This is a genomic window from Sorangium sp. So ce1014, assembly GCF_051521505.1.
GTDB lineage: Bacteria > Myxococcota_A > Polyangia > Polyangiales > Polyangiaceae > Sorangium.
In genome coordinates this window covers 2855001-2880673 of the sequence record NZ_CP150356.1, presented here as the reverse complement: position 1 = coordinate 2880673, position 25673 = coordinate 2855001, and the positions used below count along the sequence as shown (strand labels likewise).

Here is a 25673-nt window from a genome sequence, read left to right as displayed (position 1 = left end):
CAGAGATCCAGCACGTTTCGCTGGAAGGAGGAGAACCCGATGGTCATCGAGCTGACCCCGAGCTTCGAGGTGATCGACCCGCGCTTCCGCAAGCTCGCGCTCCCGCACGTGCACGTCGAGAAGCTGTACACGGGCTGCCGCTGGGCGGAGGGGCCGGCGTGGTTCGCAGCGGGGCGCTACCTCGTCTGGTCGGACCTCCCGAACGACCGCATGCTGCGCTGGGACGAGACCGACGGCTCGGTCTCGGTGTTCCGCCAGCCCGCGATGAACACAAACGGCCACACGGTCGACCTGCAGGGCCGCCTCGTCTCCTGCGAGCACCGCGGCCGCTGCGTCTCGCGCACCGAGCACGACGGCTCGCGCACGGTGCTCGCCTCGCACTTCGAGGGCAAGCGGCTGAACTCGCCGAACGACGTTGTCGTGAAGTCCGACGGCAGCGTCTGGTTCACCGACCCGAGCTACGGCATCGACAGCGACTACGAGGGCGACGCGTCGCCGAGCGAGCAGGGCGCGCAGCGCGTCTACCGCGTCGACCCGGTCTCCTTTGCGCTGACGGTCGTCGCGAACGACTTCGTGCAGCCCAACGGCCTCGCCTTCTCGCCGGACGAGTCGCTGCTGTACATCGCCGACACCGGCGCGACGCACGTGACGGACGGCCCGCACCACGTGCGCAAGTTCCGCGTCGACGCGAATGGCACGCTGACCGGCGGCGAGGTGTTCGCGACCTGCCCGGCGGGCGTGTACGACGGCTTCCGCGTCGACGTGCACGGCAACCTGTGGCTGTCGGCCGGCGACGGCGTGCACTGCCACGCGAGCGACGGCGCGCTGCTCGGCAAGGTGCTGATCCCCGAGACGGTGGCCAACGTCTGCTTCGGCGGCGCCAAGCGCAACCGCCTGTTCATCTGCGGCACGACCTCGCTGTACGCGGTCTACCTGAACACCCGCGGCGCCGGGCGCTAGCTGCGGGTCATCGTCCCTCCTGATGCTGTCGGCCGTAGACCAGCAGCATGGCGATGATCACGGCGCCGTAGATGATCTGGCGGCCGGCCTCGGGCATCTGCAGCACGCTGAGCATGCTCTGGAGCAGCACGATCAGGATCGTGCCGAGGACGGTGCCGAGGTACGTCCCGCGTCCGCCCATGATGTTGGTTCCGCCGATCACCACCGCGGCGATGGCCGGCATGAGGTAGTCGTTGCCCATGGCCTGGTAGGCCTTGTGCGAGAAGCCCGCCAGCAGCATGCCGGTGATGGCGGAGCACACGCCGCACATCACGAAGGCGCCGATCAGCACAAGGTGCGTCCTGACGCCCGAAAGATAGACGGCCTGCTCCTGGTTGCCCACGGCATAGATGTAGCGGCCGAGCGCGGTTTTCTTCAGCATGAAGGTCCCAATGCCGCCGACAAAGATCCAGACGAACAGCGAGTTCGGGATGGAGAGCGTCTTGCCAACGGCCAGGACCTCCATCCACTCTGGCGCCTCGCTGCGCGGAGCGAAGCCGCCTGTGTAGACAACCATCAGCCCCTGAAGCACGGTGTTCGTGCCCAGCGTGAAGATCATCGAGGGCACGCGAAGGTAGGCGACGCCGAGCCCGTTCACCAGACCCGCGGCGGCGCCGATGGCCAGGCCGCAGGGCAACGCGGCCCAGCCGCCGAGCCCTGCGGCCAGCATGGCGCTCGAGGTGAGCACCCACGGCAGCGAGAGATCGATGTGACCGAGCAGGATCACGATCATCATGCCCGTGGCGGCCACGCCCAGGAAGGCGGCGATCTGCAGCTGTTGCAGGAGGTAGTACGGGCTCAGGAAGCTCAGCGTGCCCTGGGTGACCAGCGTGCCGATCGAGCCGATCACGAGGACGACGCCGATCGACAGCAGCGTGTACCAGGTCGGCTTGTCGATCTCGCCGAGACGTCTCTTGAGGGAGGGGAGCTGTTGCATCGAGCTCACCTGAAGACGTGCAGCCGGTTCTTGACGCGGACGACCCAGAGCGCGCCGAGGCAGACGGCCGCGAGCAGGATGAGGCCCTCGAACAGCGGCTGGTAGAGGGGGTTGGCGAGGAAGCCCAACGCCGAGCCCTCGTTGAGGACGCGGAAGTTGAAGGAGACGGAGCGGAGCACCAGCGCGCCGAAGAGCGATCCTATGGCGCCGCCGATACCTCCGTACAGCGAGGAGCCCCCGATCACGACGCAGGCGATGGAGTTCAACGTGTAGGAGCCGGCTTGTGGGATGTCGGCGTTGCCCGACGTCGTCTGCAGCGCGAGGTAGAGGCCGCCGACGCTGGCGAAGAACCCCGACAGCGTGTACGCGGCCAGCTTGACGCGCTTGATGCGGACGCCCGACATGTACGCCGCCTCCTGCGACGCGCCGACGGCGTAAGCGCCGAGGCCGTAGCGGGTGCGGCGGTAGTAAGTCCAGAGCAGCGCGAGCAGCGCCATCCAGATCGCGGGCGACGGGATCTTGCCGACGAAGCCCAGCGCGCCGTCGAGGGGGGCGGCGCCCGCGGCCTGCAGCAGCTCGTTGAGATCGAAGGTCACCGCGAACGCCAGATCGCCATCGACCTGGCCGCCGGGCGTCGGCCTCAGGAACAGCGCGATGCCGATGAAGATCGTGCCCGAGGCCAGGGTGGCGATGATCGGTTGCAGGCGGCCGTACACGACGAGGCAGCCGTTGAGCAGGCCCGCCGCCATGCCCACGGCCAGGCACAGCAGGATGCCCAGGAAATTCTCGAGCGCGCCGCCGGCAAGGACGTGCGAGGCCAGGCAGTTGACGAGCGTGATCACCGCACCCACGGACAGATCCAGGCCGCCGGTCAGCACGGGGATCGTCTGGGCCATGGCCGCAGCCACAAGCACGAACGATTCGTTGGCGTTCTGCCCCAGCAGCGACGCGCTGAAGCCCTTGGGATGGGACAGCGAGTAGAGCCCGTAGAAGAAGATGCAAAGACAGACGGCGACGAGCAAGCCCTGGTTCTGGCGTAGGCGGAGCTTCCAGTCCTTCATCGTGCCTCTGATTGCGCGCGCTCGGCTTCGGGCTTCGCGCGCTCGGGCCCGCCGCGCAGACCGAGGGCCAGGTCCAGGATGTTCTTTTCGGTGATGTCGGGCCCCACGAGCTCGCCCTGCACGCGGTTCTGGTAGAGGACGAGCACGCGGTCACAGCAGCCGATCAGCTCGTCGTAATCCGTTGTGTAGAAGAGGATGGCCGTGCCGGCGTCCGCCAGGTCGCGGAGCAGCTGGTAGATCTCCTGCTTCGTGCCGACGTCGATGCCGCGGGTGGGGTCGTTGAGCATCAGCAACCGCGGCTCCGTCATCAGCCACTTGGCCAGCACGACCTTCTGCTGGTTGCCCCCGGACAGCGACGACACCGGGTCGTTGAGCGAGCCGATCTTGATCTGGATGCGGCGCACCATCTCGTCGATGCGCGCGGCCTCGCGCTGGCGGTCGAGCACCCCGCCGCTCGTGAACTTGTCGAGCGAGGCCAGCGACAGGTTCGCGGCGATGGCCATCGGCAGCACCAGGCCTTCGGTCTTTCGGTCCTCGGGCACGAGGGCGATGCCGTGCGCACGGTCCTTGGCCTGGCGCGGGCTCGTCAGCTTGACCGGCTTGCCATCGATCTTGATCTCGCCGCGCAGATCCTTGAGCACACCGAACAAGCTGAGCAACAGCTCGCGCTGACCCTGGCCGTCGAGCCCGCCGACGCCGAGGATCTCGCCCTTGCCGAGCTTGAACGACACGTCCTCGAGCTGCCGCTCCCAGCTCAGGTCGCGCACCTCGAGGAGCGTCGCCGGGAAGCTGCGCGCCGCCGGCTTCGGCGGGAAGACGTGACCCATGTCACGGCCGATCATGAGCTCCACGATCTGGTCGTCGCTGTGCCGGCCCTTGGCGAAGGTCTCGATGTGCCGACCGTTGCGGAAGACCGACATCACGTCCGCGAGCTCCTTGATCTCGTGCATGCGGTGCGAGATGTAGAGCATGCCGACGCCCTGAGCCTTGAGCTCGGCCAGGAGCGCGTAGACCTTCTTGACGTCGCTGCTGGTCAGCGCGGAGGTGGCCTCGTCCAGGATGAGCAGCCGCGGATTCTTGCCGAGCGCCTTCGCGATCTCGACCATCTGGCGGCGCGAGAGCGGCAGGTCGCTCACCCAGGCGTTCGGGTTCACGCCCTCGCAGCCGACGCGCGCCAGGAGCTCCTCGGCCCTGCGGACCTGCGCCTTGCGATCGAAGAGCCCCAGGCGGCTTACCGGCATGGTGATACCGATGTTCTCGGCCACGGTCAGCGTCGGCATCAGGGACAGCTCCTGAAAGACGCAGACGATGCCGGCGGCGTTCGCCTCGATCGGGTGGTCGAACCGGACCCGCTCGCCGTGGAGCAAGAGCTCCCCGGCGCTCGGCTCGACCACGCCGCCGATGATCTTGATCAGGGTGCTCTTGCCCGCGCCGTTCTCGCCGAGGATCGCATGCACCTTCCCCGCCTCGCAGGCGAAGTCGACGCCGCTCAGGGCGGTGACGCCGCCGTAGCGCTTGGAGACGGCCCGGAGCTGGAGAAGCGGAGGGCTCACCGGTTCGGTCATGATGCTGGGGCGCCCGCGGGGCGCTACTTCACGTCTACTTCACGTCTACTTCACATCTACTTCACGTCTACTTCACGTCGGCTTCCGACTCGTTCATGATCTTCACGCCCGAAATGTTGACCCCGCAGGGCGGAAACTCGTTGGGTGTGAAGAAGTTGTCGGAGAGCTGGGAGAAGAAGTTCTCGCCGTCCTTCAGCGTGGTGTGATCGGCGGCGGGGATCGGCACGGAGATCATCTGCGGCAGCACCTTGCCTTGCAGGCCCTCGAGCGCCGCCTTCATCGCGATGGCTGCGAGCCCCGGCGACTGGCCGAGCGACAGGCCCTTCATGCCCTGTTCGTGGTGCTTCGCGATCAGCTTGCGCACGCCGTTCTCGGCCTCGGTGGCGACCGGGATCGGCTTGTGGCCGGCGTCGAGCAGCGCGCGGACGGCGCCCGTCGAGCCGCCTTGCGCGAAGAGCGCGTCGAACTGGCGGTGCACGGCCAGCGCGTCGGCCACCGCCTTCTGCGCCTTGCCGTCGTCCCAGCTGCCGACCACCTCCACGATGGTGTAGCTCTTCCCCGGCGCTTCCATGACCTGGCGGAAGCCGACGTGGCGGTCGCGATCGACGGAGTTGCCCTGCAGGCCGCGGACCTCGAGCACCTTGCCCTTCCCACCGAGCTGCTTGTCGAGGAACTCGCCCCACTGGCGCCCCATCGCCAGCTGGTCCTCGTTGACCTGCAGCACCTTGTCCGTGTCGAGCACGTTGTCGAACGGAACCAGGATGACGTCCTTCTTGTCAGCGAGACGGATCACGCGATCGAAGCCGTCGGGGCTGACGGCGAGCGTGACGATGCCGTCGAAGCCCTGGTTGATGAAGTCCTCGATCGCACCGAGCTGGGCCGCGACGTCGGTGCCGGTCGACACCACCTTGAACTCCTTGAGCAGCGGCGCGATGGCCGGGTCCTTGGCGAAGGCCTTGGCCGTCTTGACCATCTGGATGCGCCAGCCGTTACCGACGTAGCCGTTGACGAGCGCGAGGCGGAACGGCGGCTTTCGCGCCGTCCACTGCAAATACTTTGTGTCCTTCTTCCACGGCGCGAAGCACTCGGGGTTGAAGCCGGGCCCTGGCACGCTCTTGGGCCCCTGCCCGCTCGGCGCCTGCTCGGCCGCGGCGCTGGCGGCGCCATCTGCGGCCTGAGTGCTGTCGGGCTTACCTTTGCAGGCAGAGAGGCCCCAGAGCCCGAGCGCGCAGCTCAACACCGCCGCTGCGCGCCGCGCCGGTCCACGAGACTTCAACTGGCCAATCGACATCGTGCCGCTACCTTTCGAGCAAAGAGACGTGGTCGGATAGAGACCTCTACGGCCCATCCCACGTCGTGGTGGCCGTCCCGTCGTACAGCCACGCTGCACGCTCTGGTTGAACCATGAAACCTTACGCGATCCGCCTTCCTCCTGGAAAAATGACGCGATATAAACAACTTATGCACCAAAGGAGCTCCGCTCGGCCGCGATGGCGCGACCGAGGAGCCCGATGATGCGCTCCGCATCATAGACGCACCCACCCCAGCTGCCGCCGCTGGCATCCTGGAGCGCGGCCCACAATCGCGTATCCGCGTTCACTCGGCCGTCGGGTTGAAGGGCTGGATTGGGCAAACGGGCGGCAAGACCGCCGGCCTCGACGCCCACGACGTCCACCGTCCCCTCCAGCCTGCGCGTGTCGATGCGAAGCCTGACGCGATCGCCGTCGCGCACGCGGCCGATGGGTCCACCCGCCCACGCCTCCGGGCTGACGTGGCCGATGCACGCCCCGGTGGAGACGCCCGAAAAACGACCGTCCGTGACCAGGGCGATACGGTGCCCATCCTTCACGTGCTTGAGGGCGGAGGTGATCTGGTACGTCTCCGGCATTCCGATACCGGGACCGATGCCGATCAACACCATCACGTCACCCGGTTGCACGGCGCCCGTCTTGATCGCCTCGATCGCCGCGTGCTCGCTGCCGAACACGCGCGCAGGTCCTTCGTGCAGATAAACGCCGTCCGGTCCGATCCCCTGGGGAGCGATCGCGGTGCTCTTGACGAGCGCTCCCTCGGGCGCGAGGTTGCCGCGCAAAAAGGTCACCGTGCTGGTGAGGCCGCGCTCGCGCGCCGTCCCGGCGGACATGATCACGTCGTCCGGATTGATGCCGTCCAGCTGCTGTAGCTTGTCGCGCAGGCGCCGGCGCCGTTCGCTGCGTTCCCACCACTCGAGGTTCTCGCCCAGGGTGAGGCCGCTGACGGTGCGCGCACCGAGCCGCAGCAGGCCAAGCTCGCGCAGATGGAGCATGACCTCCGGGACGCCCCCCGCGAGGAAGACCTGCACCGTGGCATAGTGTCGCGGCCCGTTGGGCAACACGTCCACCAGCCGCGGAACGAGGGCGTTGATGCGCACCCAGTCGTCCACCGTGGGGCGTCGAAGTCCGGCCGCATGGGCGATGGCCGGCACATGGAGCACAAGATTCGTCGACCCGCCGACGGCGGCATGCAGCACCATGGCGTTGTGGATGGAATCGTCGGTGACGATGTCCCGCGTGGTCACGCCCCGTCGCTCGAGGGCCATGAGCGCGTGCGCGGAACGGCGGGCGAGGTCGCGCCAGATCTCGGCGCCCGACGGGCTGAGCGCGCCGTGCGGGAGGGCGAGGCCGAGCGCCTCCGCCACCACCTGGCTCGTCGCGGCCGTCCCCATGAACTGGCAGCCGCCGCCGGGGGAGCCGCAGGCGCGGCAGCCCATCTCGGCGGCGTGGTCGAGGCTCACCTCCCCGCGCGCATAGCGCGCCGCGAGGGTCTGGACCTTGGCGGTATCCTCCGCCTCCTCCGCGAGGAGCGTGACGCCTCCCGGCACGAGCACCGTGGGGAGGTCGAGGGAGCCGGCGAGCGCCATCAACATGGCCGGCAAGCCCTTGTCGCAGGTGGCGACGCCGAGCACGCCTCGGCGGGTGGGCAGCGAGCGTATCAGTCTTCTGAATACGATGGCAGCGTCATTGCGGTAAGCGAGGCTGTCGAGCATGCCGACGGTGCCATTGGTCCGCCCGTCGCACGGATCGCTGACGTAGGCGGCGAACGGAATGGCTCCGCTGGCCGTGAACGTGCGGGCGGCCTCCTCCATGAGGAGCCCCACCTCCCAGTGCCCCGTGTGATACCCGAGCGCGATCGGCGTGCCGTCGGGCGCGCGGATCCCCCCCTGCGTGCTGAGCACGAGGAACTGCTTCCCGTTCAGGCGCGCAGGATCCCACCCCATCCCGGCATTCTGAGTCCAGCCGAACAGCTCGCCGCTGGACATGGCGCGCAGCTGCTCGGCCCCGAGCGGGAGGCGCCCCGACGGTCCGGGCGCGGTGGTGCGCAGGGTGTAGATCGCCTCGCTGCCGGACTCGAACACCGGGTCGTGGCTCATGCGCGGGGCGCGATGGGGTCGCGGGTGGCCCGGCCATCGACGAGACGTGATATCCCGAGCGGATTCTCGTCGCGCAGCGCCCACGGGAGCAGCGCGGGTGGACACGACTGGTAGCAAACGGGAGATGCGAAGCGGAGGATGGCCGCGGTCCCGACCGAGGTGAAGCGCACGTCGCTGCTCGCGGGATACGGCCCGCCGTGGTGCATGGCGTGCGACACCTCCACGCCCGTCGGGTAGCCGTTGAAGACAAGCCGGCCCGCGACCCGGCTGAGGACATCGACAAGGTCCTGGGCGGCGGCGAGATCGTCGGCGGTCCCGTGAAGCGTGGCGGTCAGCTGGCCTTCGAGCGCGCCGAGGAGCTGAAGTAACTCTCCGCGGTTCGAAGCGGTGACGAGCAGCGTGTACGGTCCGAAGATCTCGCGCGCGAGGTGCGGCTGCCGCGCGAAGTCGGCGGCGGAGACGCGAGCGACGCGCGCGCCGGCGTCGGTCAGCCACTCCACTCCTTTCAGCTCCCGCACGGAGCGGTCGAACGACTCCTGGATACCGGCGTGCAGCATCACACCGGGGGTGATGGCGCGGGCTCGGTCGGCGACCGACTGCGCAAACGCATCCCATTCAGGGGAGGCCAACCCCAGGACAAGGCCCGGCTTGGTGCAGAACTGGCCGACGCCGAGCGTGCACGAGCCGGCCAGCGCTTCGGCGATCGCGTCGCGGCGCTCGCGCAGCGCGCCGGGCAGCACGACAAGCGGGTTGATGCTGCTCATCTCGGCAAAGACGGGGATGGGTCGCGGGCGGGCGGCGGCGGCGTCATAGAGGGCGCGGCCGGCGCCGGTGGACCCGGTGAAGGCCACCGCCTGGATGGCCTCGTGGCGCACAAGCGCGAGCGAGACCTCGGGCGAGGCGCCGTGCACCATGCCGAACACGCCCGCGGGCAGGCCCGCCTTCTGAACGGCGGAGCGCAGGGCCGAGGCCACGAGGTCGGAGGTGCCGGGATGCGCCGGGTGGGCCTTGACCACGACCGGGTTGCCCGCGGCGAAGGCGGAGGCGGTGTCGCCGCCGGCCACGGAGAACGCGAGGGGGAAATTGCTCGCGCCGAAGACGGCGACCGGACCGATCGGCCGCAGCATGCGGCGCACGTCGGGGCGCGGGAGCGGCTTGCGGTCCGGCAGCGCGGGATCGATCCGGGCATCGACCCAGGAGCCCTCGCGCACGACGGCGGCGAAGAGGCGCAGCTGGCCGGTGGTGCGGCCGCGTTCGCCTTCGAGGCGGGCGACGGGCAGCCCGGTTTCCCTGTGTGCCGTCTGGATCAGGAGCTCGCCGAGCGCCAGGATCTCGTCGGCGGCGGTCTCCAGGAACCGGGCGCGCATCTCCGGGGCGAGACCGGCGAAGGCCGGCGCCGCCGCGACGGCGGCGCCGGCGGCGGCGTCGATCTCGGCGGCGGTGGCGTCGCGGTAGGCGCCGAGTTTTTCCCCGGTGGCGGCGTTGTGGGCGAAGAATTCCATGGGTTCAGCGGGAAGCGAAGCTCACGAGCGTGTCAACCCTGAGATATCGGATTCGTCAGCGTGCCGACGCCGCGGATCGTGATCTCCACGAGGTCGCCAGGCTCCAGGGTGAACGAGTCGGGCGGCACGATGCCGGTCCCGGTCATCAGGATGACGCCCGCGGGGAAGCTCAGCTCGCGCGTGAGGTAGGCGACGAGCTCCTCGGGCGTGCGCCGCATCCTCGCGGTCGAGGTCTCCCCCGTGAACACCGCCTCGCCCCCGCGCCGGATCGCGAGCTCGATGGAGAGCGCGCGCAGATCCAGCCCGGGCTCGTCCGCGAGCGCGATGACGGGGCCGAGCGCGCAGCAGCCGTCGTAGACCTTCGCCTGCGGCAGGTAGAGGGGGTTGTCGCCCTCGATGGACCGCGACGAGACGTCGTTGCCGGCCGTGTAGCCGACGATGCGGCCCGCCGCGGACACGACGAGCGAGAGCTCCGGCTCGGGCACGTTCCAGCTCGAGTCGCGCCGCACGCGCACCGGCGCGCCCGGGCCGGCGACAAGGCGGGGCATCGCCTTGAAGAACAGCTCCGGGCGCTCGGCCTCGTACACGCGGTCATAGAAGTCGCCGCCGCCGGCGCTCTCCTCTTTGCGCGCGTTGCGCGAGCGCTCGTAGGTGACGCCCGCCGCCCAGACCTCCTGCCCGTCGATCGGGGCGAGCAGCGGGACGTCGGGCGGGAGGGGGTGGGCTGCAGCGCGCGCGCGCGCGTCGCGCACGGCGCCGAGGGGATCGGGCAAGGCGAGCCACGAGGCGACGGACGCGAACGCCTCGGGGGACGCCGCCGTGAGGTCGTGGCGCGCTCCCCGCTCGTCCTCGAGCCCGAGGCGCGGCCCGCCGCCACCTGCAAACCGGAACACCTTCATGTCACCGCATGATCCACCACCTACACGGTATGTAAAGCCACTTTTTCGCTCTCGCCGCTGCGCCTCTCGTGCGCGCCGACCCAGCCCGCGCCCGGCGGATCGCCGGTCTCGAGGTCGATCTCGCGCCTTGGCCCGGGGGGCCGGGGCGCCCTCGAGTCGAGCAGCGTCACCCGGCGGTACCCGAGCGCCCCCAGCTCGCGCGCGGCGACGGCGAGCTCGAGGCCCGCGGAGTCGTCGGCGTCCGGATCGGCCGACGGGGGAATGTAGACCACCGCGCCGGCGCCGGCGGCCTCGATGTCCCGCAGGGCGCCGAACAGGTCGGCGTCGCCGAGGAGGTCCGAGACGAGCGCCGCGCGGTGGGTGTACACGATGGCGCGGGTGTCAGCGGGCGCCGGCGCGCCGTGCGTCAGGAGGAGCAGCTGCCGCTCGCGAGGCAGCCTGTACGTGTGCGCCCGCCACTCGCCGCTCAGGCCCGCGGGCCGGAACGGGGTGCTCCGGACGCGCGTGGCGACGTCCTCGCGCTGCACCCGGTGGCGGAGGATGTCCCCGATGGCGACGGACGGCACCCCGTGGCGCGCCGCGAAGCGCGAGAGGTCCCGCCTGCGCGCCATCGTCCCGTCATCGTTCATGATTTCGCAGATGACGGCGGCCGGGTTCGCCCCGGCGAGCCGCGCCAGGTCGACCGCGCCCTCGGTGTGCCCTTCGCGCTCGAGCACCCCGTCGCGGCGCGCCCGGAGCGGGAAGACGTGCCCCGGCGACACGACGTCGCGCGGCGCCGCGTCCCGGGCGATGGCGGCCGCGACGGTGCGCGCCCGGTCGCGGGCGCTGATGCCGGTCGTGACGCCCGCGCGCGCCTCGATGCTCACCGTGAACGCCGTCGTCCGGCGGGTGCCGGCCCGGGTCGCCATGAGCGGCAGCCCGAGGCGGTCCACCTGCTCTTCCGTGAGCGCGAGGCAGATCAGCCCCCGGCCGTGGGTCGCCATGAAATTGATGGCGGCCGGCGTCGCGTGCTCCGCCAGGACGACGAGATCTCCCTCGTCCTCGCGCGCCTCGTCGTCGACGAGGATCACCATGCCGCCGGACCGGAGCTGCTCGACGGCAGCCTGCACACGCACCGCTGATGACGAAACCGCCATGCACCCTCTTCCTTGCCTCTGTGCGCCTTTGCGTTGAATTCTGCTTTCCCGCTGCGAGGAGCCATCGAGGCTCGAGGGAGCGCTCGATGGCCTCTCGCGACGGCGGCTCGACGTGCCCGCCCGGGAGCTGCGCGGGGGCGGGCCGCAGCGCGCGGGCCGCGCGCCGTCACCCCTTCGGCTTGCCGTTCGCGTCCCACTCCACCCAGAAGCGCTCGTGGCCGAGGTCCTTCAGCGCCCGGTGGAGGAAGCGCCGATCGGTCCAGGACTCGACGTCGAAGGTGCTCCTGATCAGGCCGAACTTCTTCGAATCGGCGACCGCCGACCTGTACCGGGCGAGGATGTACTCGTCGAGCAGCGGGCTGGCGTTCTGCTTCATGTCCTCGCCCTGCTGCGCTTCCTTGAAGTTCGAGAAGGGCGTGCCCGACTTCGACCACAGCTGGAAGGCCTGCGTGCGGTTCTTCTCGTCCGAGACCCACGCCGCGGACCTCACCGCGGTGGTGATGATGCGCTGCACGATGTCGGGGTGCTCGTTGATGAAGTCCTCCCGCGCGACGACGCCTGTATTGCTCGGGTAGGTCGGGGAATCGCCCTTCGTCGAATAGACGATCTTGGCGATCCCCTGATCGCGCAGGGAGAGGAAGCTCGTGCCGCCGAACACCGCGTCGACGTCCTTCGTGGCCAGCGCCGCCGTCGCCGTCGCCGTGTCCATGCTGATGGATCGGATGTCCTTCTCGGTCAGGCCGTGGCCCTCGAGGACGCGGTTCGCGGACAGCTGCGTGGCCGTGCCCTTCTGGTAGGCCACCTTCTTGCCGCGCAGATCACGGACCCCGTTGATCTGCGAGTCGGCGGGCACCACCAGATAGGCGTGGCCGCGCCGGCTGGCGCTGGCCAGGAGCCGCGTCTTGAGGCCGCTGGCCCGGCCGACCACCGAGGGCAGGTGACCGTGAGTCCAGAGGTCGAGCAGGTTGTTCGCGACCGCCTCGTTCACGGCCGGACCGGCGCCGCGGAAGAAGCTCCACTTGACCTCGATGCCGTCCTTCTTGAACTCCTCGGCCAGGCTCCCCTGGAGGTGCAAGAGGCTGAAGTAGCTGCCCCCGGTGACGGGGCGATTGCCCACGCCAACGCCCGGCACGCCAACGCGGATCACACTGGGCCCAGCGGCCCGGGCTCTGCCTGCCAGGAGCGCTCCGGACACCGCCGCCGCAGCGCCTCCCAAGAACTGACGTCTATCCATGGTGCGGCCATGTGCACCGGACATGCCACCCGCTGGAGCCCTGAAATCAGCGGTCCGGCGCGTCGTGTTGCTTCCAGGGGAGCACTCGATCCGCAACGATGCTGGCGGGGGGACACCGTGAAGGCGAGGCGGGGAGCCGCGCGCGGCGGAGCGTGCTCCTGCGCGGCCCGCCCCGGGCCGGGCGCGCGCGGCCGGGGCGGCTCAGCCTCAGCCGCCGAGCCCTCCCGGCCGCGCGCTCGCGAAGATCGCGACGTTCCTCGGCGTCACCTCGGGGTCGAAGACGATCGCCGCCTCGACCTCGTGACCCTGCTCGCCGAGCGCCATCGCGCGGTCGAGCGCGACGGCGACCTCCGTGAGGCGGGCCAGGAGATAGCGCGGCAGCGTGAGCCGGCGCATCCGGCCGAACGCCGCGCGCGCCGCGCGCTCGCGCTCGCGGAGCTCGACGTCGGTCGCCGGCGAGAGGCCCCGCAGCTCGAGGGCCCGCGCCGCGAGCTCGCGCAGGCCGCCGTGCGCGCGCCGCCGGTTGATCCCGCGCATCTCCTCGCCCAGGGCGACGTCGAGCCCGCGGCCGCGGAGCAGCGAGAGCAGCGCGTGCCGCCGCTCGCGCGCCGCCAGCTCCTCGTCCAGGCTGGCCTCGACCCCCGCGCGGCGCGCCGTGAGGTTGGTGAGGCCCAGCGCCTCGCGCCGGAGGACGAGCCCCGCCGCCCTGGCCGCCGCCGAGAGCGGGGCGCGGGCCGGAGCGCCGATCTTCTGCAAGCAGCACGAGACGAGCGCGAGATCGCAGCGCGCCGCCGCCGCCGCCGTCACCATGCGATCCCCGAGCTCCCCGCAGGCGTGCAGGCCGACCGGCAGGTCGTCCGGCGCGAACACAAGCGCCTGCTGGAAGGCGTCGAACGCCACGAAGCGCGCCCGGCCCCCGGCGGCCAGCGCGGAGGCCGTCGCGACGCGGTCGGGCTCGCGCTCGAGGCCGATCGCGTCGCGATCGAAGCGCGCGGCGGCCAGGCGGGTGAAGTGCCCGTGCCCCGCGCCCACGTCGACGAGGCGGCGGGCGCGGACGGCCATGGGGGCCACGGCGCCGAGCAGGGCCTCCAGCTGGAGCCGCTTGCGCGCCGGCACCGCCCGGAGCTCGTCCAGCGACGCCGGCGGGAGCGGCTGGACCGGTGGCCGCGGCAGCCTCGCGGCCTCGTCCGCGGCGCGCGCCAGGGCCACGAGGTCCGGGGGCGCGCCGTCGAGGCCGTCGATGCACGCCGCGAGCCCGTCGGCCTCACAGCGGGCGAGCTCGCCGTCCGTGAGCGAGAGGAGGAAGCCCGTCCAGCCCCGCGCCTCGCACCAGGCCGGCGGCGCGCCCTCGTCGACGCGCGCCTCGACGATGTCGAGCGCCGGCAACAGCACCTCGAGGGCGCGCGCGAGGCGCTGGGCGACGGACAGAGGCGTGGGCGACGGGAGCATGCGGGGAACCGGAGCAGGGCGAGGACTACCGGATCCGCGCGGCGCCAGGAAGGCGCCTCGATCGCGGGCGCCGCTGGGCCGGCCGGGGGCTTGCGGCAGGGCACCCCCGCGCCATTCCGCCCGGCGGCGCGTGGTAGTTTGGGGGCGCCATGCGCCTGCTCGCCCTCGCGTTCCTCTGCCTCTGGATGTGCGGCTGCGCTCCAGCCCTCTCCACGTTCCAGCCGGCCCACGTGGCCGATAAGGGCCATGTCCAGGCCGAGCTCGGGGTCGACGTCTCGATTCCGACCGGCACCATCGTCTCGCTCATCGACGCCGGCGTCGTGCTGGCGGATGTCGCCGAGTCCCGCGAGCTGTCCGAGCGCGAGCGGCAGACGCTCTTCGAGGCGGGCGGCGCGCTCGCGCTGAACCCGCCGTCGGTCACGCCGCACCTCGGGATCGGCTACACCGCGCTCGACCGCTGGGAGCTCAACCTCCGCTACACCGGCAGCGCGTTTCGCCTGGGCACCCGCTACCAGCTCCTGAAGCGCGACAAGGACGGCGTCGACCTGACGGCCGGCGTCGGCGTCGGGCGCTACGTGGTGGGGTTTCCTGTCGGGAGCGTCCTTGGCATCGTCGCGCTCGAGGACTTCACGCGATGGCAGATCGATCTGCCGATCCAGATCGGGACGGCGGGCACGTGGTACCGGGTCTGGGGCGGCCCTCGCCTCATGTTCACGACGTTCGACGCCGGCCTCACCGTCGACCTGCCCGCCTTCACCGGCTACCCGGGCGAGCTCGAGATCGCCTCGTTCTCCGGCACCGGGCTCTACGTGGGCGGCCAGGCCGGCGTCGCGTTCGGCTACAAGCACGTGTTCTTGGGCGTCGAGCTCACGCTCGCCGAGATCTTCACAGGCGGTGAGCTCTCCGTGCTCGGGGAGCGGGAGGTCGCGGTGGATCTCGACAGCTTCATCATCTACCCTGCGGTGGGGCTGATGGTCGAATTCTAGGCGGCGCGCTGTGCCGCTCCGGGAGGCCGCGCGCGAGCTCTACCGAGGCCGCGCGCGGGCTTCAAGGTGACAGGCCTCCTCCCCCGCGCGATGAAGGACGGCGACCGGTACATCGACGAAGAGCGCATGATGCGATCGCTCTAGAGCAGGACACCCCCGCGCGAGGGGCCGCGCGGCGTTACGACAGCGTATCACCCCGGAAACGCTGCCGAAACAGGCGCCGGGCGATCATGCCGGCGTCCCCGCGGCGGCGTTCGCCGAGGGGGCGGTGTTCCCCTCCCCAGGAGGCCTTCCGCGTGGTGACCTCTGCCGATCTGGCCATCAAGGATCTCGGCCCCTGCCGGTACCCCTCACCCGTCGCCGAGAAGCTCGGCGAGAAGGCCACGGTGTACGTCGGTGAGGCCGACAAGGTGCTGTTCGACGATCGCCTGTCCGCCGTCCTGGCGGGCGCCTCCGGCCCGCGGCCGCCGGCGTTCGAGCTGGCCGGGCCGCGCAACCGCGTCTTCTGGGATCCGAGGGAGATGCGCGCCGGCATCGTGACGTGCGGCGGGCTGTGCCCCGGCGTGAACAACGTCATCCGCGGGCTCGTGCTCACGATGGCGCACAGCTACGGCGTGCAGGAGATCTTCGGCTTCCGCTACGGCTACGAGGGGCTCGCGGCCCGCTTCGGGCACGCCCCGATGCGCCTGGAACCGCGCAATGTCGAGGAGATCCACCGCATGGGCGGCACCGTCCTCGGCACCTCCCGCGGCAACCAGGACCCGCACCAGATGGTCGACACGCTCGTGGCCCTCGGCATCAACGCGCTCTTCGTCGTCGGCGGAGACGGCACCCTCCGCGGCGCCATGTCGATCGTCCGGGCCATCGAGGAGCGCCGCCTGCCCATCGGGGTCGTCGGCGTGCCGAAGACCATCGACAACGACATCCAGTTCATCGACCGCAGCTTCGGCTTCGAGAGCGCCTTTGCCGCCGCCGTGGACGTCATCCGCAGCGCGCACGTGGAGGCCTCGGGGGCGAAGAACGGCATCGGCCTGGTCAAGCTGATGGGCCGGCACTCGGGCTTCATCGCGTGCTCGGCGGCGCTCGCGTCGGCGGACGTGGACGTGGTGCTCATCCCCGAGGTCCACGCCGAGCTCGATGGCCCGTGCGGGCTGCTCGCGCACCTCGAGCGCCGGCTCGAGAGCCACGGCAACGCGGTGATCGTCGTGGCCGAGGGGGCGCTGCAGGAGCACTGCGCCTCGAGCGCCGAGCCGATGGCGACCGATCTCAGCGGCAACATCAGGCTGAAGGACATCGGCCTCGTGCTGCGCGATCGCATCAACGCGCATTTCCGGGCGCGCGGCGTCGAGGCGACGCTCAAGTACCTGGACCCGAGCTATCATATCCGCAGCGTCCCCGCGTCCCCCTCGGACAGCGTGTTTTGCTGGAACATGGCCAGGAACGCGGTTCATGCCGCCATGGCGGGCAACACCGAGATGCTCATCGGCCGCTGGCACGGCCGCTTCGTGCACGTGCCGATGTCGCTCGCCGTCCGCATGCGCAAGCAGGTGGAGCCGACGGACGACCTGTGGATGGCCGTCGTGGAGGCCACGGGGCAGCCGCTCTCGTTCTCGTGACCGCCGGCGCGCCCCCGGAGCGATCGAGTGGCTCGCGTCGACCGCGTCGATGGGAGCAGCGGCGCCGAGGAACGCCCGTCCGGGAGCCCTGCCCGGCTGCGCGGGCAGCGGTCCCCTGCCCCACGCCCCCCAGGACGACCTCCTCCCGTGCCATCATGGCCGGCATGAAGATTTTGTCGCTCTCGCCCGCCCTCGTGCTCGTCGGTCTCGCCGGTCTCGCCGGCTGTCACAAGGAAGCCCCGGCGCAGGCCCCGCCGGCGGTCGACGCGATGCCCCGGACGCAGGACCCCGCCACGACCGGCGCCTCGCCGGCCGACGGCAGCGGCGCGCCGGCCGACGGCAGCGGCGCGGCGACCGAGCCGCGATGCGAGGCGGACGCCGACTGTGTGGCGTCCTGCGCGCGGGCCGGGCAGTGCTGCGACCAGCTGTGCCCACCGTGCGACCAGGCGTTCCACCGCGACGCGCTCGCGGCGCTCCAGCAGTGGCGCGCCGCGAGCTGCGCCGCCGAGAGCTGCCCGGTCGCCAAGTGCATGGCGCCCAAGGAGGACTCGGTCGCCCGCTGCAAGGCGGGGCAGTGCGTCGTCGAGCGCGTCCCGCACGTCGAGCAGTGACCTGCCGTTGCGCGGCCGGCCGGTGAACGGCGCCGCCGAGCAGCTGACCACGGTGCGTTTCGCCCCAGGCCGCACCTGCGCCACACCGATCGAGCTCAACACCGCCGGGCAGCCATCTCCGGCGTCCTGCGCGCCGAGGCCGCCGGTCCTGGCCCTGCGTTTGCATTGCGCAGAGCCGGGAACATCGTGATCCCGGCGGCGGACGACCCTCCAACCCGCGGCTCTCGCCGTGAAGAACAGTGAATCAGCTCTCGCCGAGATCGCAGCGGGAGGTCCCTTGGGCATCGAGATCCAGCAAGATCAGTTCAAGACCGTCGATTACGGGCTGTTCAAAGCGCGCCTCCAGCAGCACCTCACCGCGCTGGAGATGGTGCTCGGCCGGCCGGGGTTCGGCCTGGGCGACGTGACGATCGGCGCCGAGCTCGAGATGTTCCTCGTCGACCGCGAGGCGCGCCCCGTGCCCATCGGGCCGGAGATCGCGCGCGCCGCGGCGAGCCCGATGATCACGCCGGAGATGGGCGCGTTCGACATCGAGCTCAGCACGCAGGCGGTGCCGCTCGCTGGCCGGCCGCTGTCCGCCCTGCGCGAGCAGATGCGCGCGACCGTCGAGGCGATCCGCCAGCGCGCGGCCGCGCGGGGCGCGCGCGTGGTGCCGGTCAGCATCCTGCCGACCTTCCGGCGGCAGGACTTCAGCCCTGCGACGATCACGAACCTGCCCCGGTATCGCGCGCTCGCCGCGGGGCTCTGCCGGCTGCGCAAGGCGCCGTTCCACATCCAGATCGACGGGGCCGAGCCGCTCGAGCTGATGTCGGACGATCCCGCGATGGAGGCGGCGAACACCGCCTTTCAGGTCCACCTCCGGGTGACGCCCGACGCGTTCGCGCGGATGTTCAACGCGGCCATGATGATGACCGCGCCCGTGCTCGCGGCCTCGGGCAACTCTCCCACCTTCCTCGGACACCGGCTGTGGCGCGAGACGCGGGTGGCGGTGTTCAAGCAGGCCGGCGACGACCGCCCGCCGGAGCGCGACACCGACTGGAAGAAGCCGGCCCGCATCGGCTTCGGCACCGGCTGGGTGCGCGACGGCGCGGCGGAGCTCTTCATGGAGAGCGTCGCGCTGCACGAGCCCATCCTCCCCGTGTGCAGCGACGAGGACGTCATCGCCTGCGCGCGGGCCGGCGGCGTGCCAGAGCTCCACGAGCTCCGGCTGCACCACGGCACCGTCTGGAAGTGGAATCGACCGGTGTACGATCCGGCCGGCGGCGGCCACCTGCGGATCGAGCTGCGCGCCCTGCCGTCCGGGCCCACCCTCGACGACATGCTCGCGAACGCGAGCTTCCTGCTCGGGGGCATCCTCGCCCTCGCGCCCTCCGTCGGAGAGCTCCTCCCGTCGTTCCCCTTCGGCCTCGCCGCGCGGAACTTCTACCGTGCGGCGCAGTACGGCCTCGACGCCGAGCTGGTCTGGCCGGAGGGGCCGGGGGCCGCGCCGCGGGGCATCCGCGCGCGCGATCTCCTCCTCTCGCTCCTGCCGCGGGTCGAGGAGGGCCTCGCGACCGCGAGGGTCGACGGCGCGGAGGCCCGGCGCTTTCTGCAGATCTTCGAGGCGCGCGTCGAGAAGGGCGTCACCGGGGCCGCGTGGCAGCTCCGCGCGCTGGAGGCGCTGGAGCCGCGGGCCGCGTCGCGCGAGGAGGCGCTCCGGCGCATGCTCGAGCGGTACATGGCCGAGGTCGACTCCGGCGACCCCGTGCACGCCTGGGCGATCCCGGGCGCCGGCGCGACATGAGGTCGCCATGATCTGGGACGCCACACGATCGCTCGCGGAGCAGCTCGACGCGCGGCTGGCCGCGCCCGGGGCGATGGACGCGGCGCGGTTCGCGTCGTTCCTCGACGGCCAGCGGAGGCTCGGGCTGGTGCACGGCGCGCGCCCGCTGTGCCGCCACCTGCGGCCCTACCTCATCGCGGCGCAGGACCACGCCGCGGTCGCGCGCGCCGCCGAGCAGATCGCCGCCGCGCTCGAGCGCGTCGCGCGGCGCGGGATCGAGGACGCCGCGCTCGCCGAGGAGCTGGGGCTCTCCGCGGACGAGCGCGCCCTCGCCGCCCTCGATCCCGGCGAGGGGCCGTTCCTCACGGTCGGGCGGCTCGACATGCTGGTCACCGAGGGCGGCTTTTCCTTCATCGAGTACAACGCCGACTCCCCCGCTGGCATCACCGACCAGCTCCTCGTCGAGCAGACGCTGATGGCGCTCCCCCACCTGGCGCCGCTCCGGGGCGGACCGGGCGTGCGCACGCCGGCGCCGCACCGGGGGCTCCTGCGCGCTCTGCGCGAGGGGTACGCCGCGTGGGGCGGGCGCGAGGCGAGGCCGACGATAGCCATCGTCGACTGGGCCGCTGTCGATACATCGGCCGAGCTGAAGGTGCTCTCCGAGCTGTTCTCGGCCGAGGGGCACCGGACGCTGATCCTCGAACCGGACCAGCTCGAGATCGACGGCGACCGCCTCTCCGCCGGCGGGGAGCGGATCGATCTCGTCTGCCGGCGCGTCATCACGCAGGAGCTCATCGAGCGGCGCGGCCTCGATCACCCGCTGATCCGCGCCTACCGGGATCGCGCGGCGTACGTCGCGAACTCGTTCCGGACCATGCCACTCAACAAGAAGGCGGCGTTCGCCGTCCTGAGCACCCCCGTGTTCTCGGACCTGTTCTCGCCCGAGCAGCGCGCGGCCATCGCGGAGCACATCCCCTGGACGCGCCGGGTGAGGGCGGGCCGGACCGAGTGGCGAGGCCGCGAGGTGGATCTCGTCGAGCTCATCCTCGGCGAGCAGGAGACCTTCGTGCTGAAGCCGAACGACGAGTACGGCGGCAAAGGCGTGCTGCTCGGGTGGCAGACGCCTCCGGACGCGTGGAGGGAGGCTGTCCGCGGCGCCGCGGATCAGCGCGCGATCGTGCAGGAGCGCAGCCGCGCGCCCACGGCGCGCATGCCGACGTTCCAGGGCGGCGGCGTCGTCGAGGAGGAGGTTTACTTCGACCTTTGCCCCTTCGTGTTCGCCGGTCGCATGGAGGGCGCCATGGTGCGCCTATCGGCCTCGGCGGTGAGCAACGTCTCTGCGGGCGGCAGCGTCACCGGGCTCGTGATCGTTGACGATGCGCGCGCGCCACGGGAGGATATGCGCCATGTGTGAGCTCCTTGGCATGGTGTCGAACGTGGCGACGGACATCGTGTTCTCGTTCACCGGGCTCGCGCTCCGCGGCGGGCAGACGGGGCCGCACGCGGACGGCTGGGGCGTATCCCTGTATGATGGGCTCTTCGCGCGGACGTTCCTCGAGCCTCACCCCGCGTTCTCCAGCCCGCTCGCGCGGTTCATCCGCGAGAACCCGATCCACACGGCGCTCGCCATCGCGCACGTGCGCAAGATGACGCGCGGGAAAGCGGCCCTGAAGAACACGCACCCTTTCATGCGGGTGCTCCACCGGCGGCACATCGTGTTCGCGCACAACGGCACCCTGCCCACGGTCAGGGATCGAAAGCTCCACGTCGAGACGCCGGTCGGGGACACCGACAGCGAGCATGCCTTCTGCGTCCTCCTCGAGGCGCTCCGGACCGCCTACGGCTCGCAGTACCCGAGCGACGCGCGGGAGCTCGGGAGAACGCTCTACGAGCTGGGAAACGAGCTCGGCAGCGACGGCGTGTTCAACTTCCTGCTCGCGGACGGAGAGCACCTGTTCGCCCGCTGCGGCGACAACCTGTCCTGCATCCTCCGCCATGCCCCGTTCGGCGAGGCCACGCTCGTCGACGCCGACCTCAAGGTGAATTTCAACGACGTCCAGGGCCTGGGCCCCGACGCGCGCATGGCGGTCGTGGCCACCGAGCCGCTCACGCGCGACGAGCTCTGGCGCAAGGCGACGCCCGGCACCCTCTGGGTGTTCCGCGCCGGCGAGCTCCTGGCGTCGTTCCCCGAGGCCTCCGGCCCGGTGTCGAGCGAGCTCCCGGGGGGCGCCGGGCAGGCTCCTCACGGCTGAGCTGCACGGCTGAGGTGGCCTCGGTCCGCGGCGCCGGACGGCGGATCGCGGTCAGTTGCGCGGGCGCGCGAACAGGCCCCGGAAGAAGTCGCCCAGCGTGTGTTCCTTGTAATCGCGGAACTCGCCGGCATCGAAGTAGACGCCGCCGCAGACGCTGCAGCTCTCGTACCAGATGTGCGGCTGCTGCGGGTCGACCATGCGCACCATCGGCGTCGAGCAGCGGGCGCACGGCACCCGCCGGATCTCGTTGTTCTTCCGCCCCACCGCGGGATCGCCGGTGTCGATCTGCTGCGAGCCCTCCATGGCCCTGAGCGACTCCTTCTCACGGCTGTCGAACCAGATCCCGCCGCACGCGGAACATCGGTCGACATCGACCCCGCCGAAGGTGATGACATCCATCGAGGCCGTGCATTTCGGGCAGTTCAAGTCGCGCTCCAGTGCGGCGGGCGCCGCGGTCTGGATCGATGCTATCAGACGGGCCGGATCGCGTGAAGAGCCGGCGTCACGTGTGGCAGTCCGGCGCGAGCCGCAGCGCTCCCGCGGCGCTATGCGGCGGGGTGTGCCAGCTTCGAGTACTTCGTGCAAAAGAGCATGTATACGCCGTACGCGCACAGGCCGGCGGCGACGAGCACGAGCAGCACCGACCCGAAGGGCGACGCGGCCACGGCCGAGAGGGCCTCGCCGACGCCCTTCGACTGCCCCGGATCGTGGGCGAGCGCGGCCTGGATCAGCGCCGCGCCGATGATGCCCAGGACGACGCCGCGGGAGACGAGCCCGACCCGGGCCATGCGGAACACCCACGTGCGCTCGGGAGGGCTCATGCGCTGCGTGCTGAGGTCCCGCGCGAAACGAGACCTCATCGCCTTGCGGAGCTGCTGCACGGCGACGGCGATCACCGCGAGCCCCGCGATGCCGACCAGCACGCCCCCGAACGGCTGCTCCATCACCTTACCAACCCAGGTGTGCGACCCGTCGCCCCCACCGCTGCCGCGGCCGAGCGCGAGCTGGAAGGCCGTGATCGCGAGGCCCGCCGAGATGACACCGCTCACGGCCCAGCCCACGCGCTCGGCCGTACCCTTCGCGTCGTGGCCGACGTGGCCCGGGTCCTTGAGGGCGAGGACCTCTCGCCACAGCGCATACCCGAGGAGCCCAATCCCCACGACGATCAGCAGCGCTTGCCCGAACGGCTGTTCGCCGAGGACCCCGACCGCCTCGTGCTCACCGGCGGCTCTCCCGCCGCCGCTGAAGGCCACCTGGAGCGAGAGCGCACCGATCAGCACATAGACGAGCCCCTTGGCCGCGAACCCGAACCTGGCGAGGGTGCGCACCCAGCCGCTATTTTCAGGCTGAGTGAACATATTCGGCCGCACCGGAATTTCCATGGCTTCAGCTCTCCTGAGCGAGCCTGGTGCAGCGGGTATGCCACCGGGCGAGCGGGGCGCATCGTGCTCCCGGCGCGGGGCGCATCGTGCGGTGTGGGGCGCGCCGCCACGCCTCGGCTCCAGAGTGCCTCACGCCCCTCGACGAGCGTCGGGAACGTGCTTCGCCGCGCACCTCGGACTTCGCGCATCCGGCGCAGCGGGCCCGGGGCGCCAGGGCGGGTGACCGCGCAGGCCCTCTCGCGATTGCGGGAATTTCCGGTGCGAACCGGAGCGCTGGATGGATCGGAGTCCCCTCCCTGCCTGCAAACGATCCTGTGCCACCCTGGTCCGCGCTGGATCGTCCATGGTCCACGACGCGGGGCAGAGCATTGACACCCCTTCCTGTTTGGCGTCTTCTCGCGCCCGATCCCCTGCCACGCGGGCTGCCCTGGCCTCCTCGCCGGCACTCTCCGCCTCCCCTGTTGCAGCTGTCGGCCCCTCGATGACCCAGACATCCCCCGACGTCGTGCCCGAGCCTACGCCTGACGAGCGGCCGCCCGCCGGCGCGCCCCCGCCTCTGGCCGTGCCCTCGCCGTGGGGCGCGCGCGCCGCTGCTCTCCGGGCGCGCGTCCTGCCGTGGATCGAGCGCCTCCCGCGCGCCGCCGTCGTGTTCCTGCGCGTGGTCGTCGCGCTGGCCGCGGCGGGCGCGATCGGCGCCTACCTCGTGCTCGGGATCATCCATCTTCGTTACCCGTTCGAGCTCGAGTGGATGGAGGGTGGCATGCTGGACGAGGTGCGCCGCGCGCTCGCCGGGCAAAAGCTCTATGTGAAGCCGACGGTCGAGTACGTCCCTTTCCTGTACGCGCCGCTCTACTTCTATGTTGCCGCCGCGTTCTCGAAGGTGCTCGGCCTGGGCTTCTTCTCGGCGCGGCTTGTCTCGTATCTCGCCTCGGTCGCGGCCATCGCGCTCGTCGCGCGCTTCGTCCACCGCGAGACCGGCGGCAAGCTCGCCGCCCTCCTCGCGGCCGGCGTCTTCGCGGCCACGTATCATCTCGCGAGCGGCTTCCACGACATTGCGCGGGTCGACTCGCTCTTCGTGCTCCTGCTCCTCGCGGCGCTCCACGTCGTGCGCTTTCGCCGCTCCGTGAAATCTGCCGTGGCGGCCGCGTTCCTCTTCACGCTGGCGCTGCTCACGAAGCAGTCGGCGTCGGTGATCTTCCTGCCTGTCGCGGCGTACCTCGTGCTCGCCGAGCGGAGGCGCGGCCTCGTCTTCGCCGCGTCGGGCGCTGCGATGATGGTGGGCAGCGTCTTTGTGCTCGACCGGATCCACGACGGCTGGTTCTGGTACTTCGTCTTCTGGCTCCCGCGCCAGCACCCCTGGGTATCGCGGATGTGGGTCGACTTCTGGATCGACGATCTGATGCGGCCGCTCTCGGTGAGCTGCCTTTTCGCGCTCTTCTACGTGTTGATCGATCGCCGGGTCATCTCGTCGAGCGACGCGCGCCAGGCGGAGCCGGGCGACGCGCATCGCGGCGCGGCGCCGGTAGACGCCCAGGCCTCTGACCCCGACGCCGCCGTCCCCACCCGGCCGGCTCAAGCCGTCACCTTTGCGATCACGCTCCAGGACGGCCGGTACTTCTATCTCTTCGTGGCGGCGGGGATGCTCGGCGCCTCCTGGGCGGGGCGGCTGCACATGGGCGGCTGGCCCAACGTCATCATGCCGGGCTTCGCGATCCTCGCGATCCATTTCGGCCTGGGCATCCAGGCCGCGCTCGACGCCGCTGCCGGGCTCGTGGCGTCCCGGCGGCACCGCATCGAGGTCTTTCTCTTCGCCGTGGCAGCCCTCCAGTTCGCCTGCCTTGCCTACGATCCTTCTCGTTACGTCCCGAAGTCTCGAGACGCCGCGGCGGGACAGCACCTGCTCGACAAGATCCGCGCGGTGGACGGCGAGGTCTTCATCCCCGCCCATGGCCACCTCGCAACGCTGGCCGGCAAGCGCCCCTACGCCCACCAGATGGCGATCGCGGATATCGTCGGCATCGGCGGCGGGCCGGCCGGCGCCGATCTCCTTGCCGACATCCAGAAGGCGATCTCGGACAAGCGGTTCAGCGCGATCTTCTCGGACATGGACTTCTTCAAGAAGGAGATCGACCTGACGTACCGTCAGAATGGCAAGGTCTTCGCCGACAAGAAGGTCTTCTGGCCCGTGACCGGCCTCCGCGTTCGCCCCGAGCGCATGTACGTGCCCAAGGACAAGTAGCGCCGCGTCGCCCCGCTTTCGCCGCAGGTCCGAGCCCCCCTTCGGGCCGGGCGGCTCCGCGAGGCCCAGCTCCGCGAGGCGCGAACAAAAGCAAAAAAGCCCGCATGACGTCCGCCATGCAGGCTCTCTGTTCTCGTTTCATTCTGAAGCGTCTCTCGCTCGCTGCGCCGCGCTGCTCATCACCCGAGCTCCGGGCGCGATGCTCGTCACGTTCCATGGAGTATGGTCAAGCCGCACGACCTATTAGTACCGGTTAGCTCCGCCGATTGCTCGGCTTCCACACCCGGCCTATCAACCTCGTGGTCTACGAGGGGTCTTTAGGGACCTTGCGGTCCGGGACACCTAGTCTTGAGGCCGGCTTCCCGCTTAGATGCTTTCAGCGGTTATCCGTTCCGTACATGGCTACCCGGCTATGCCCTTGGCAGGACAACCGGAACACCAGAGGTACGTCCACCCAGGTCCTCTCGTACTATGGGCAGCTCCTCTCAAGTGTCCTACGCCCACGGCAGATAGGGACCAAACTGTCTCACGACGTTTTAAACCCAGCTCGCGTACCGCTTTAATCGGCGAACAGCCGAACCCTTGGGACCTGCTCCAGCCCCAGGATGCGATGGGCCGACATCGAGGTGCCAAA

20 protein-coding genes and 1 rRNA gene (1 of these 21 only partly in view) are annotated in these 25673 nt (G+C 70.8%); 8 read left to right on the top strand and 13 right to left on the bottom strand.

Annotated elements, in window-relative coordinates:
• Positions 1 to 39 precede the first annotated feature (39 nt).
• Positions 40 to 960 (top strand): SMP-30/gluconolactonase/LRE family protein, encoded by a 921-nt coding sequence (locus tag WME75_RS11145; RefSeq protein WP_437489647.1) that lies wholly within the window; start codon positions 40 to 42, stop codon positions 958 to 960.
• A 7-nt stretch (positions 961 to 967) separates the two neighbouring features.
• Here WME75_RS11145 and WME75_RS11140 read toward each other — a convergent pair whose 3' ends face one another.
• The 10 genes from WME75_RS11140 to WME75_RS11095 all read right to left on the bottom strand — a co-directional run bounded on the left by WME75_RS11140 (position 968) and on the right by WME75_RS11095 (position 14191).
• Positions 968 to 1936: an ABC transporter permease gene (locus WME75_RS11140; protein ID WP_437489644.1), complete on the bottom strand. Its 969-nt coding sequence runs from the start codon at positions 1934 to 1936 to the stop codon at positions 968 to 970.
• Positions 1937 to 1941: 5 nt separating this feature from the next.
• Positions 1942 to 2997 (bottom strand): ABC transporter permease, encoded by a 1056-nt coding sequence (locus tag WME75_RS11135; RefSeq protein ID WP_437489641.1) that lies wholly within the window; start codon positions 2995 to 2997, stop codon positions 1942 to 1944.
• Positions 2994 to 4562 (bottom strand): sugar ABC transporter ATP-binding protein, encoded by a 1569-nt coding sequence (locus tag WME75_RS11130; RefSeq protein ID WP_437489639.1) that lies wholly within the window; start codon positions 4560 to 4562, stop codon positions 2994 to 2996. The genes WME75_RS11135 and WME75_RS11130 overlap by 4 nt, the downstream gene beginning before the upstream one ends.
• Before the next feature lie 67 nt (positions 4563 to 4629).
• Complete coding sequence (locus WME75_RS11125) at positions 4630 to 5838, bottom strand: sugar ABC transporter substrate-binding protein (protein WP_437489637.1); 1209 nt, start codon at positions 5836 to 5838, stop codon at positions 4630 to 4632.
• Between the two features lie 183 nt (positions 5839 to 6021).
• Positions 6022 to 7971, bottom strand: coding sequence for a YjhG/YagF family D-xylonate dehydratase (locus WME75_RS11120; RefSeq protein ID WP_437489634.1), 1950 nt, complete (start codon positions 7969 to 7971; stop codon positions 6022 to 6024).
• Positions 7968 to 9473: an aldehyde dehydrogenase (NADP(+)) gene (locus tag WME75_RS11115; RefSeq protein WP_437489631.1), complete on the bottom strand. Its 1506-nt coding sequence runs from the start codon at positions 9471 to 9473 to the stop codon at positions 7968 to 7970. The genes WME75_RS11120 and WME75_RS11115 overlap by 4 nt, the downstream gene beginning before the upstream one ends.
• Positions 9474 to 9505: 32 nt before the next feature.
• On the bottom strand, positions 9506 to 10372 hold the full coding sequence (locus tag WME75_RS11110) for a fumarylacetoacetate hydrolase family protein (RefSeq protein ID WP_437489629.1): 867 nt from the start codon (positions 10370 to 10372) through the stop codon (positions 9506 to 9508).
• 20 nt (positions 10373 to 10392) lie between these two features.
• The gene (ribB, locus tag WME75_RS11105; protein WP_437489626.1) at positions 10393 to 11508 is read right to left on the bottom strand and encodes a 3,4-dihydroxy-2-butanone-4-phosphate synthase; all 1116 of its coding nucleotides are present in this window, start codon (positions 11506 to 11508) and stop codon (positions 10393 to 10395) included.
• Between the two features lie 166 nt (positions 11509 to 11674).
• Positions 11675 to 12625 carry an ABC transporter substrate-binding protein gene (locus WME75_RS11100; protein ID WP_437489623.1) on the bottom strand — a complete coding sequence of 317 codons (951 nt, stop codon included), beginning with the start codon at positions 12623 to 12625 and terminating at the stop codon, positions 11675 to 11677.
• Between the two features lie 324 nt (positions 12626 to 12949).
• Positions 12950 to 14191, bottom strand: coding sequence for a methyltransferase (locus WME75_RS11095; RefSeq protein ID WP_437489620.1), 1242 nt, complete (start codon positions 14189 to 14191; stop codon positions 12950 to 12952).
• Between the two features lie 149 nt (positions 14192 to 14340).
• Here WME75_RS11095 and WME75_RS11090 point away from each other — a divergent pair, with 149 nt between their 5' ends.
• From WME75_RS11090 to WME75_RS11065, 6 genes are all read left to right on the top strand, one after another.
• Positions 14341 to 15177: a hypothetical protein gene (locus WME75_RS11090; RefSeq protein WP_437489618.1), complete on the top strand. Its 837-nt coding sequence runs from the start codon at positions 14341 to 14343 to the stop codon at positions 15175 to 15177.
• Positions 15178 to 15473: 296 nt separating this feature from the next.
• The gene (locus WME75_RS11085; RefSeq protein ID WP_437489616.1) at positions 15474 to 16793 is read left to right on the top strand and encodes an ATP-dependent 6-phosphofructokinase; all 1320 of its coding nucleotides are present in this window, start codon (positions 15474 to 15476) and stop codon (positions 16791 to 16793) included.
• 164 nt (positions 16794 to 16957) lie between these two features.
• Positions 16958 to 17404 carry a hypothetical protein gene (locus tag WME75_RS11080; RefSeq protein WP_437489613.1) on the top strand — a complete coding sequence of 149 codons (447 nt, stop codon included), beginning with the start codon at positions 16958 to 16960 and terminating at the stop codon, positions 17402 to 17404.
• 277 nt (positions 17405 to 17681) lie between these two features.
• Positions 17682 to 19187: a hypothetical protein gene (locus WME75_RS11075; RefSeq protein WP_437489610.1), complete on the top strand. Its 1506-nt coding sequence runs from the start codon at positions 17682 to 17684 to the stop codon at positions 19185 to 19187.
• Between the two features lie 7 nt (positions 19188 to 19194).
• Positions 19195 to 20580 (top strand): hypothetical protein, encoded by a 1386-nt coding sequence (locus WME75_RS11070; protein ID WP_437489608.1) that lies wholly within the window; start codon positions 19195 to 19197, stop codon positions 20578 to 20580.
• Complete coding sequence (locus WME75_RS11065) at positions 20573 to 21418, top strand: class II glutamine amidotransferase (RefSeq protein WP_437489605.1); 846 nt, start codon at positions 20573 to 20575, stop codon at positions 21416 to 21418. The genes WME75_RS11070 and WME75_RS11065 overlap by 8 nt, the downstream gene beginning before the upstream one ends.
• A gap of 51 nt (positions 21419 to 21469) precedes the next feature.
• Here the strand turns inward: WME75_RS11065 and WME75_RS11060 are convergent, their stop codons facing one another.
• Together WME75_RS11060 and WME75_RS11055 are read right to left on the bottom strand one after the other, a co-directional pair.
• Positions 21470 to 21844, bottom strand: coding sequence for a zf-TFIIB domain-containing protein (locus tag WME75_RS11060; RefSeq protein ID WP_437489602.1), 375 nt, complete (start codon positions 21842 to 21844; stop codon positions 21470 to 21472).
• A 119-nt stretch (positions 21845 to 21963) separates the two neighbouring features.
• Positions 21964 to 22800: a DUF1206 domain-containing protein gene (locus WME75_RS11055; RefSeq protein WP_437489599.1), complete on the bottom strand. Its 837-nt coding sequence runs from the start codon at positions 22798 to 22800 to the stop codon at positions 21964 to 21966.
• A gap of 481 nt (positions 22801 to 23281) precedes the next feature.
• Between WME75_RS11055 and WME75_RS11050 the strand changes: the two genes are divergently transcribed.
• Complete coding sequence (locus WME75_RS11050; RefSeq protein WP_437489597.1) at positions 23282 to 25039, top strand: ArnT family glycosyltransferase; 1758 nt, start codon at positions 23282 to 23284, stop codon at positions 25037 to 25039.
• A gap of 222 nt (positions 25040 to 25261) precedes the next feature.
• On the opposite strand, the gene WME75_RS11045 is transcribed toward WME75_RS11050, so the two are convergent.
• A 23S ribosomal RNA gene (locus WME75_RS11045) occupies positions 25262 to 25673 on the bottom strand; it runs 2596 nt beyond the window's last position.

Excerpts from the sequence above, each read along its gene's own strand:
- WME75_RS11145 (WP_437489647.1), top strand. The coding sequence starts at position 40 with ATGGTCATCGAGCTGACCCCGAGCTTCGAGGTGATCGACCCGCGCTTC.
- WME75_RS11140 (WP_437489644.1), bottom strand. The coding sequence starts at position 1,936 with ATGCAACAGCTCCCCTCCCTCAAGAGACGTCTCGGCGAGATCGACAAG.
- WME75_RS11135 (WP_437489641.1), bottom strand. The coding sequence starts at position 2,997 with ATGAAGGACTGGAAGCTCCGCCTACGCCAGAACCAGGGCTTGCTCGTC.
- WME75_RS11130 (WP_437489639.1), bottom strand. The coding sequence starts at position 4,562 with ATGACCGAACCGGTGAGCCCTCCGCTTCTCCAGCTCCGGGCCGTCTCC.
- WME75_RS11120 (WP_437489634.1), bottom strand. The coding sequence starts at position 7,971 with ATGAGCCACGACCCGGTGTTCGAGTCCGGCAGCGAGGCGATCTACACC.
- WME75_RS11115 (WP_437489631.1), bottom strand. The coding sequence starts at position 9,473 with ATGGAATTCTTCGCCCACAACGCCGCCACCGGGGAAAAACTCGGCGCC.
- WME75_RS11110 (WP_437489629.1), bottom strand. The coding sequence starts at position 10,372 with ATGAAGGTGTTCCGGTTTGCAGGTGGCGGCGGGCCGCGCCTCGGGCTC.
- ribB (WP_437489626.1), bottom strand. The coding sequence starts at position 11,508 with ATGGCGGTTTCGTCATCAGCGGTGCGTGTGCAGGCTGCCGTCGAGCAG.
- WME75_RS11095 (WP_437489620.1), bottom strand. The coding sequence starts at position 14,191 with ATGCTCCCGTCGCCCACGCCTCTGTCCGTCGCCCAGCGCCTCGCGCGC.
- WME75_RS11090 (WP_437489618.1), top strand. The coding sequence starts at position 14,341 with ATGCGCCTGCTCGCCCTCGCGTTCCTCTGCCTCTGGATGTGCGGCTGC.
- WME75_RS11080 (WP_437489613.1), top strand. The coding sequence starts at position 16,958 with ATGAAGATTTTGTCGCTCTCGCCCGCCCTCGTGCTCGTCGGTCTCGCC.
- WME75_RS11070 (WP_437489608.1), top strand. The coding sequence starts at position 19,195 with ATGATCTGGGACGCCACACGATCGCTCGCGGAGCAGCTCGACGCGCGG.
- WME75_RS11065 (WP_437489605.1), top strand. The coding sequence starts at position 20,573 with ATGTGTGAGCTCCTTGGCATGGTGTCGAACGTGGCGACGGACATCGTG.
- WME75_RS11055 (WP_437489599.1), bottom strand. The coding sequence starts at position 22,800 with ATGGAAATTCCGGTGCGGCCGAATATGTTCACTCAGCCTGAAAATAGC.
- WME75_RS11050 (WP_437489597.1), top strand. The coding sequence starts at position 23,282 with ATGACCCAGACATCCCCCGACGTCGTGCCCGAGCCTACGCCTGACGAG.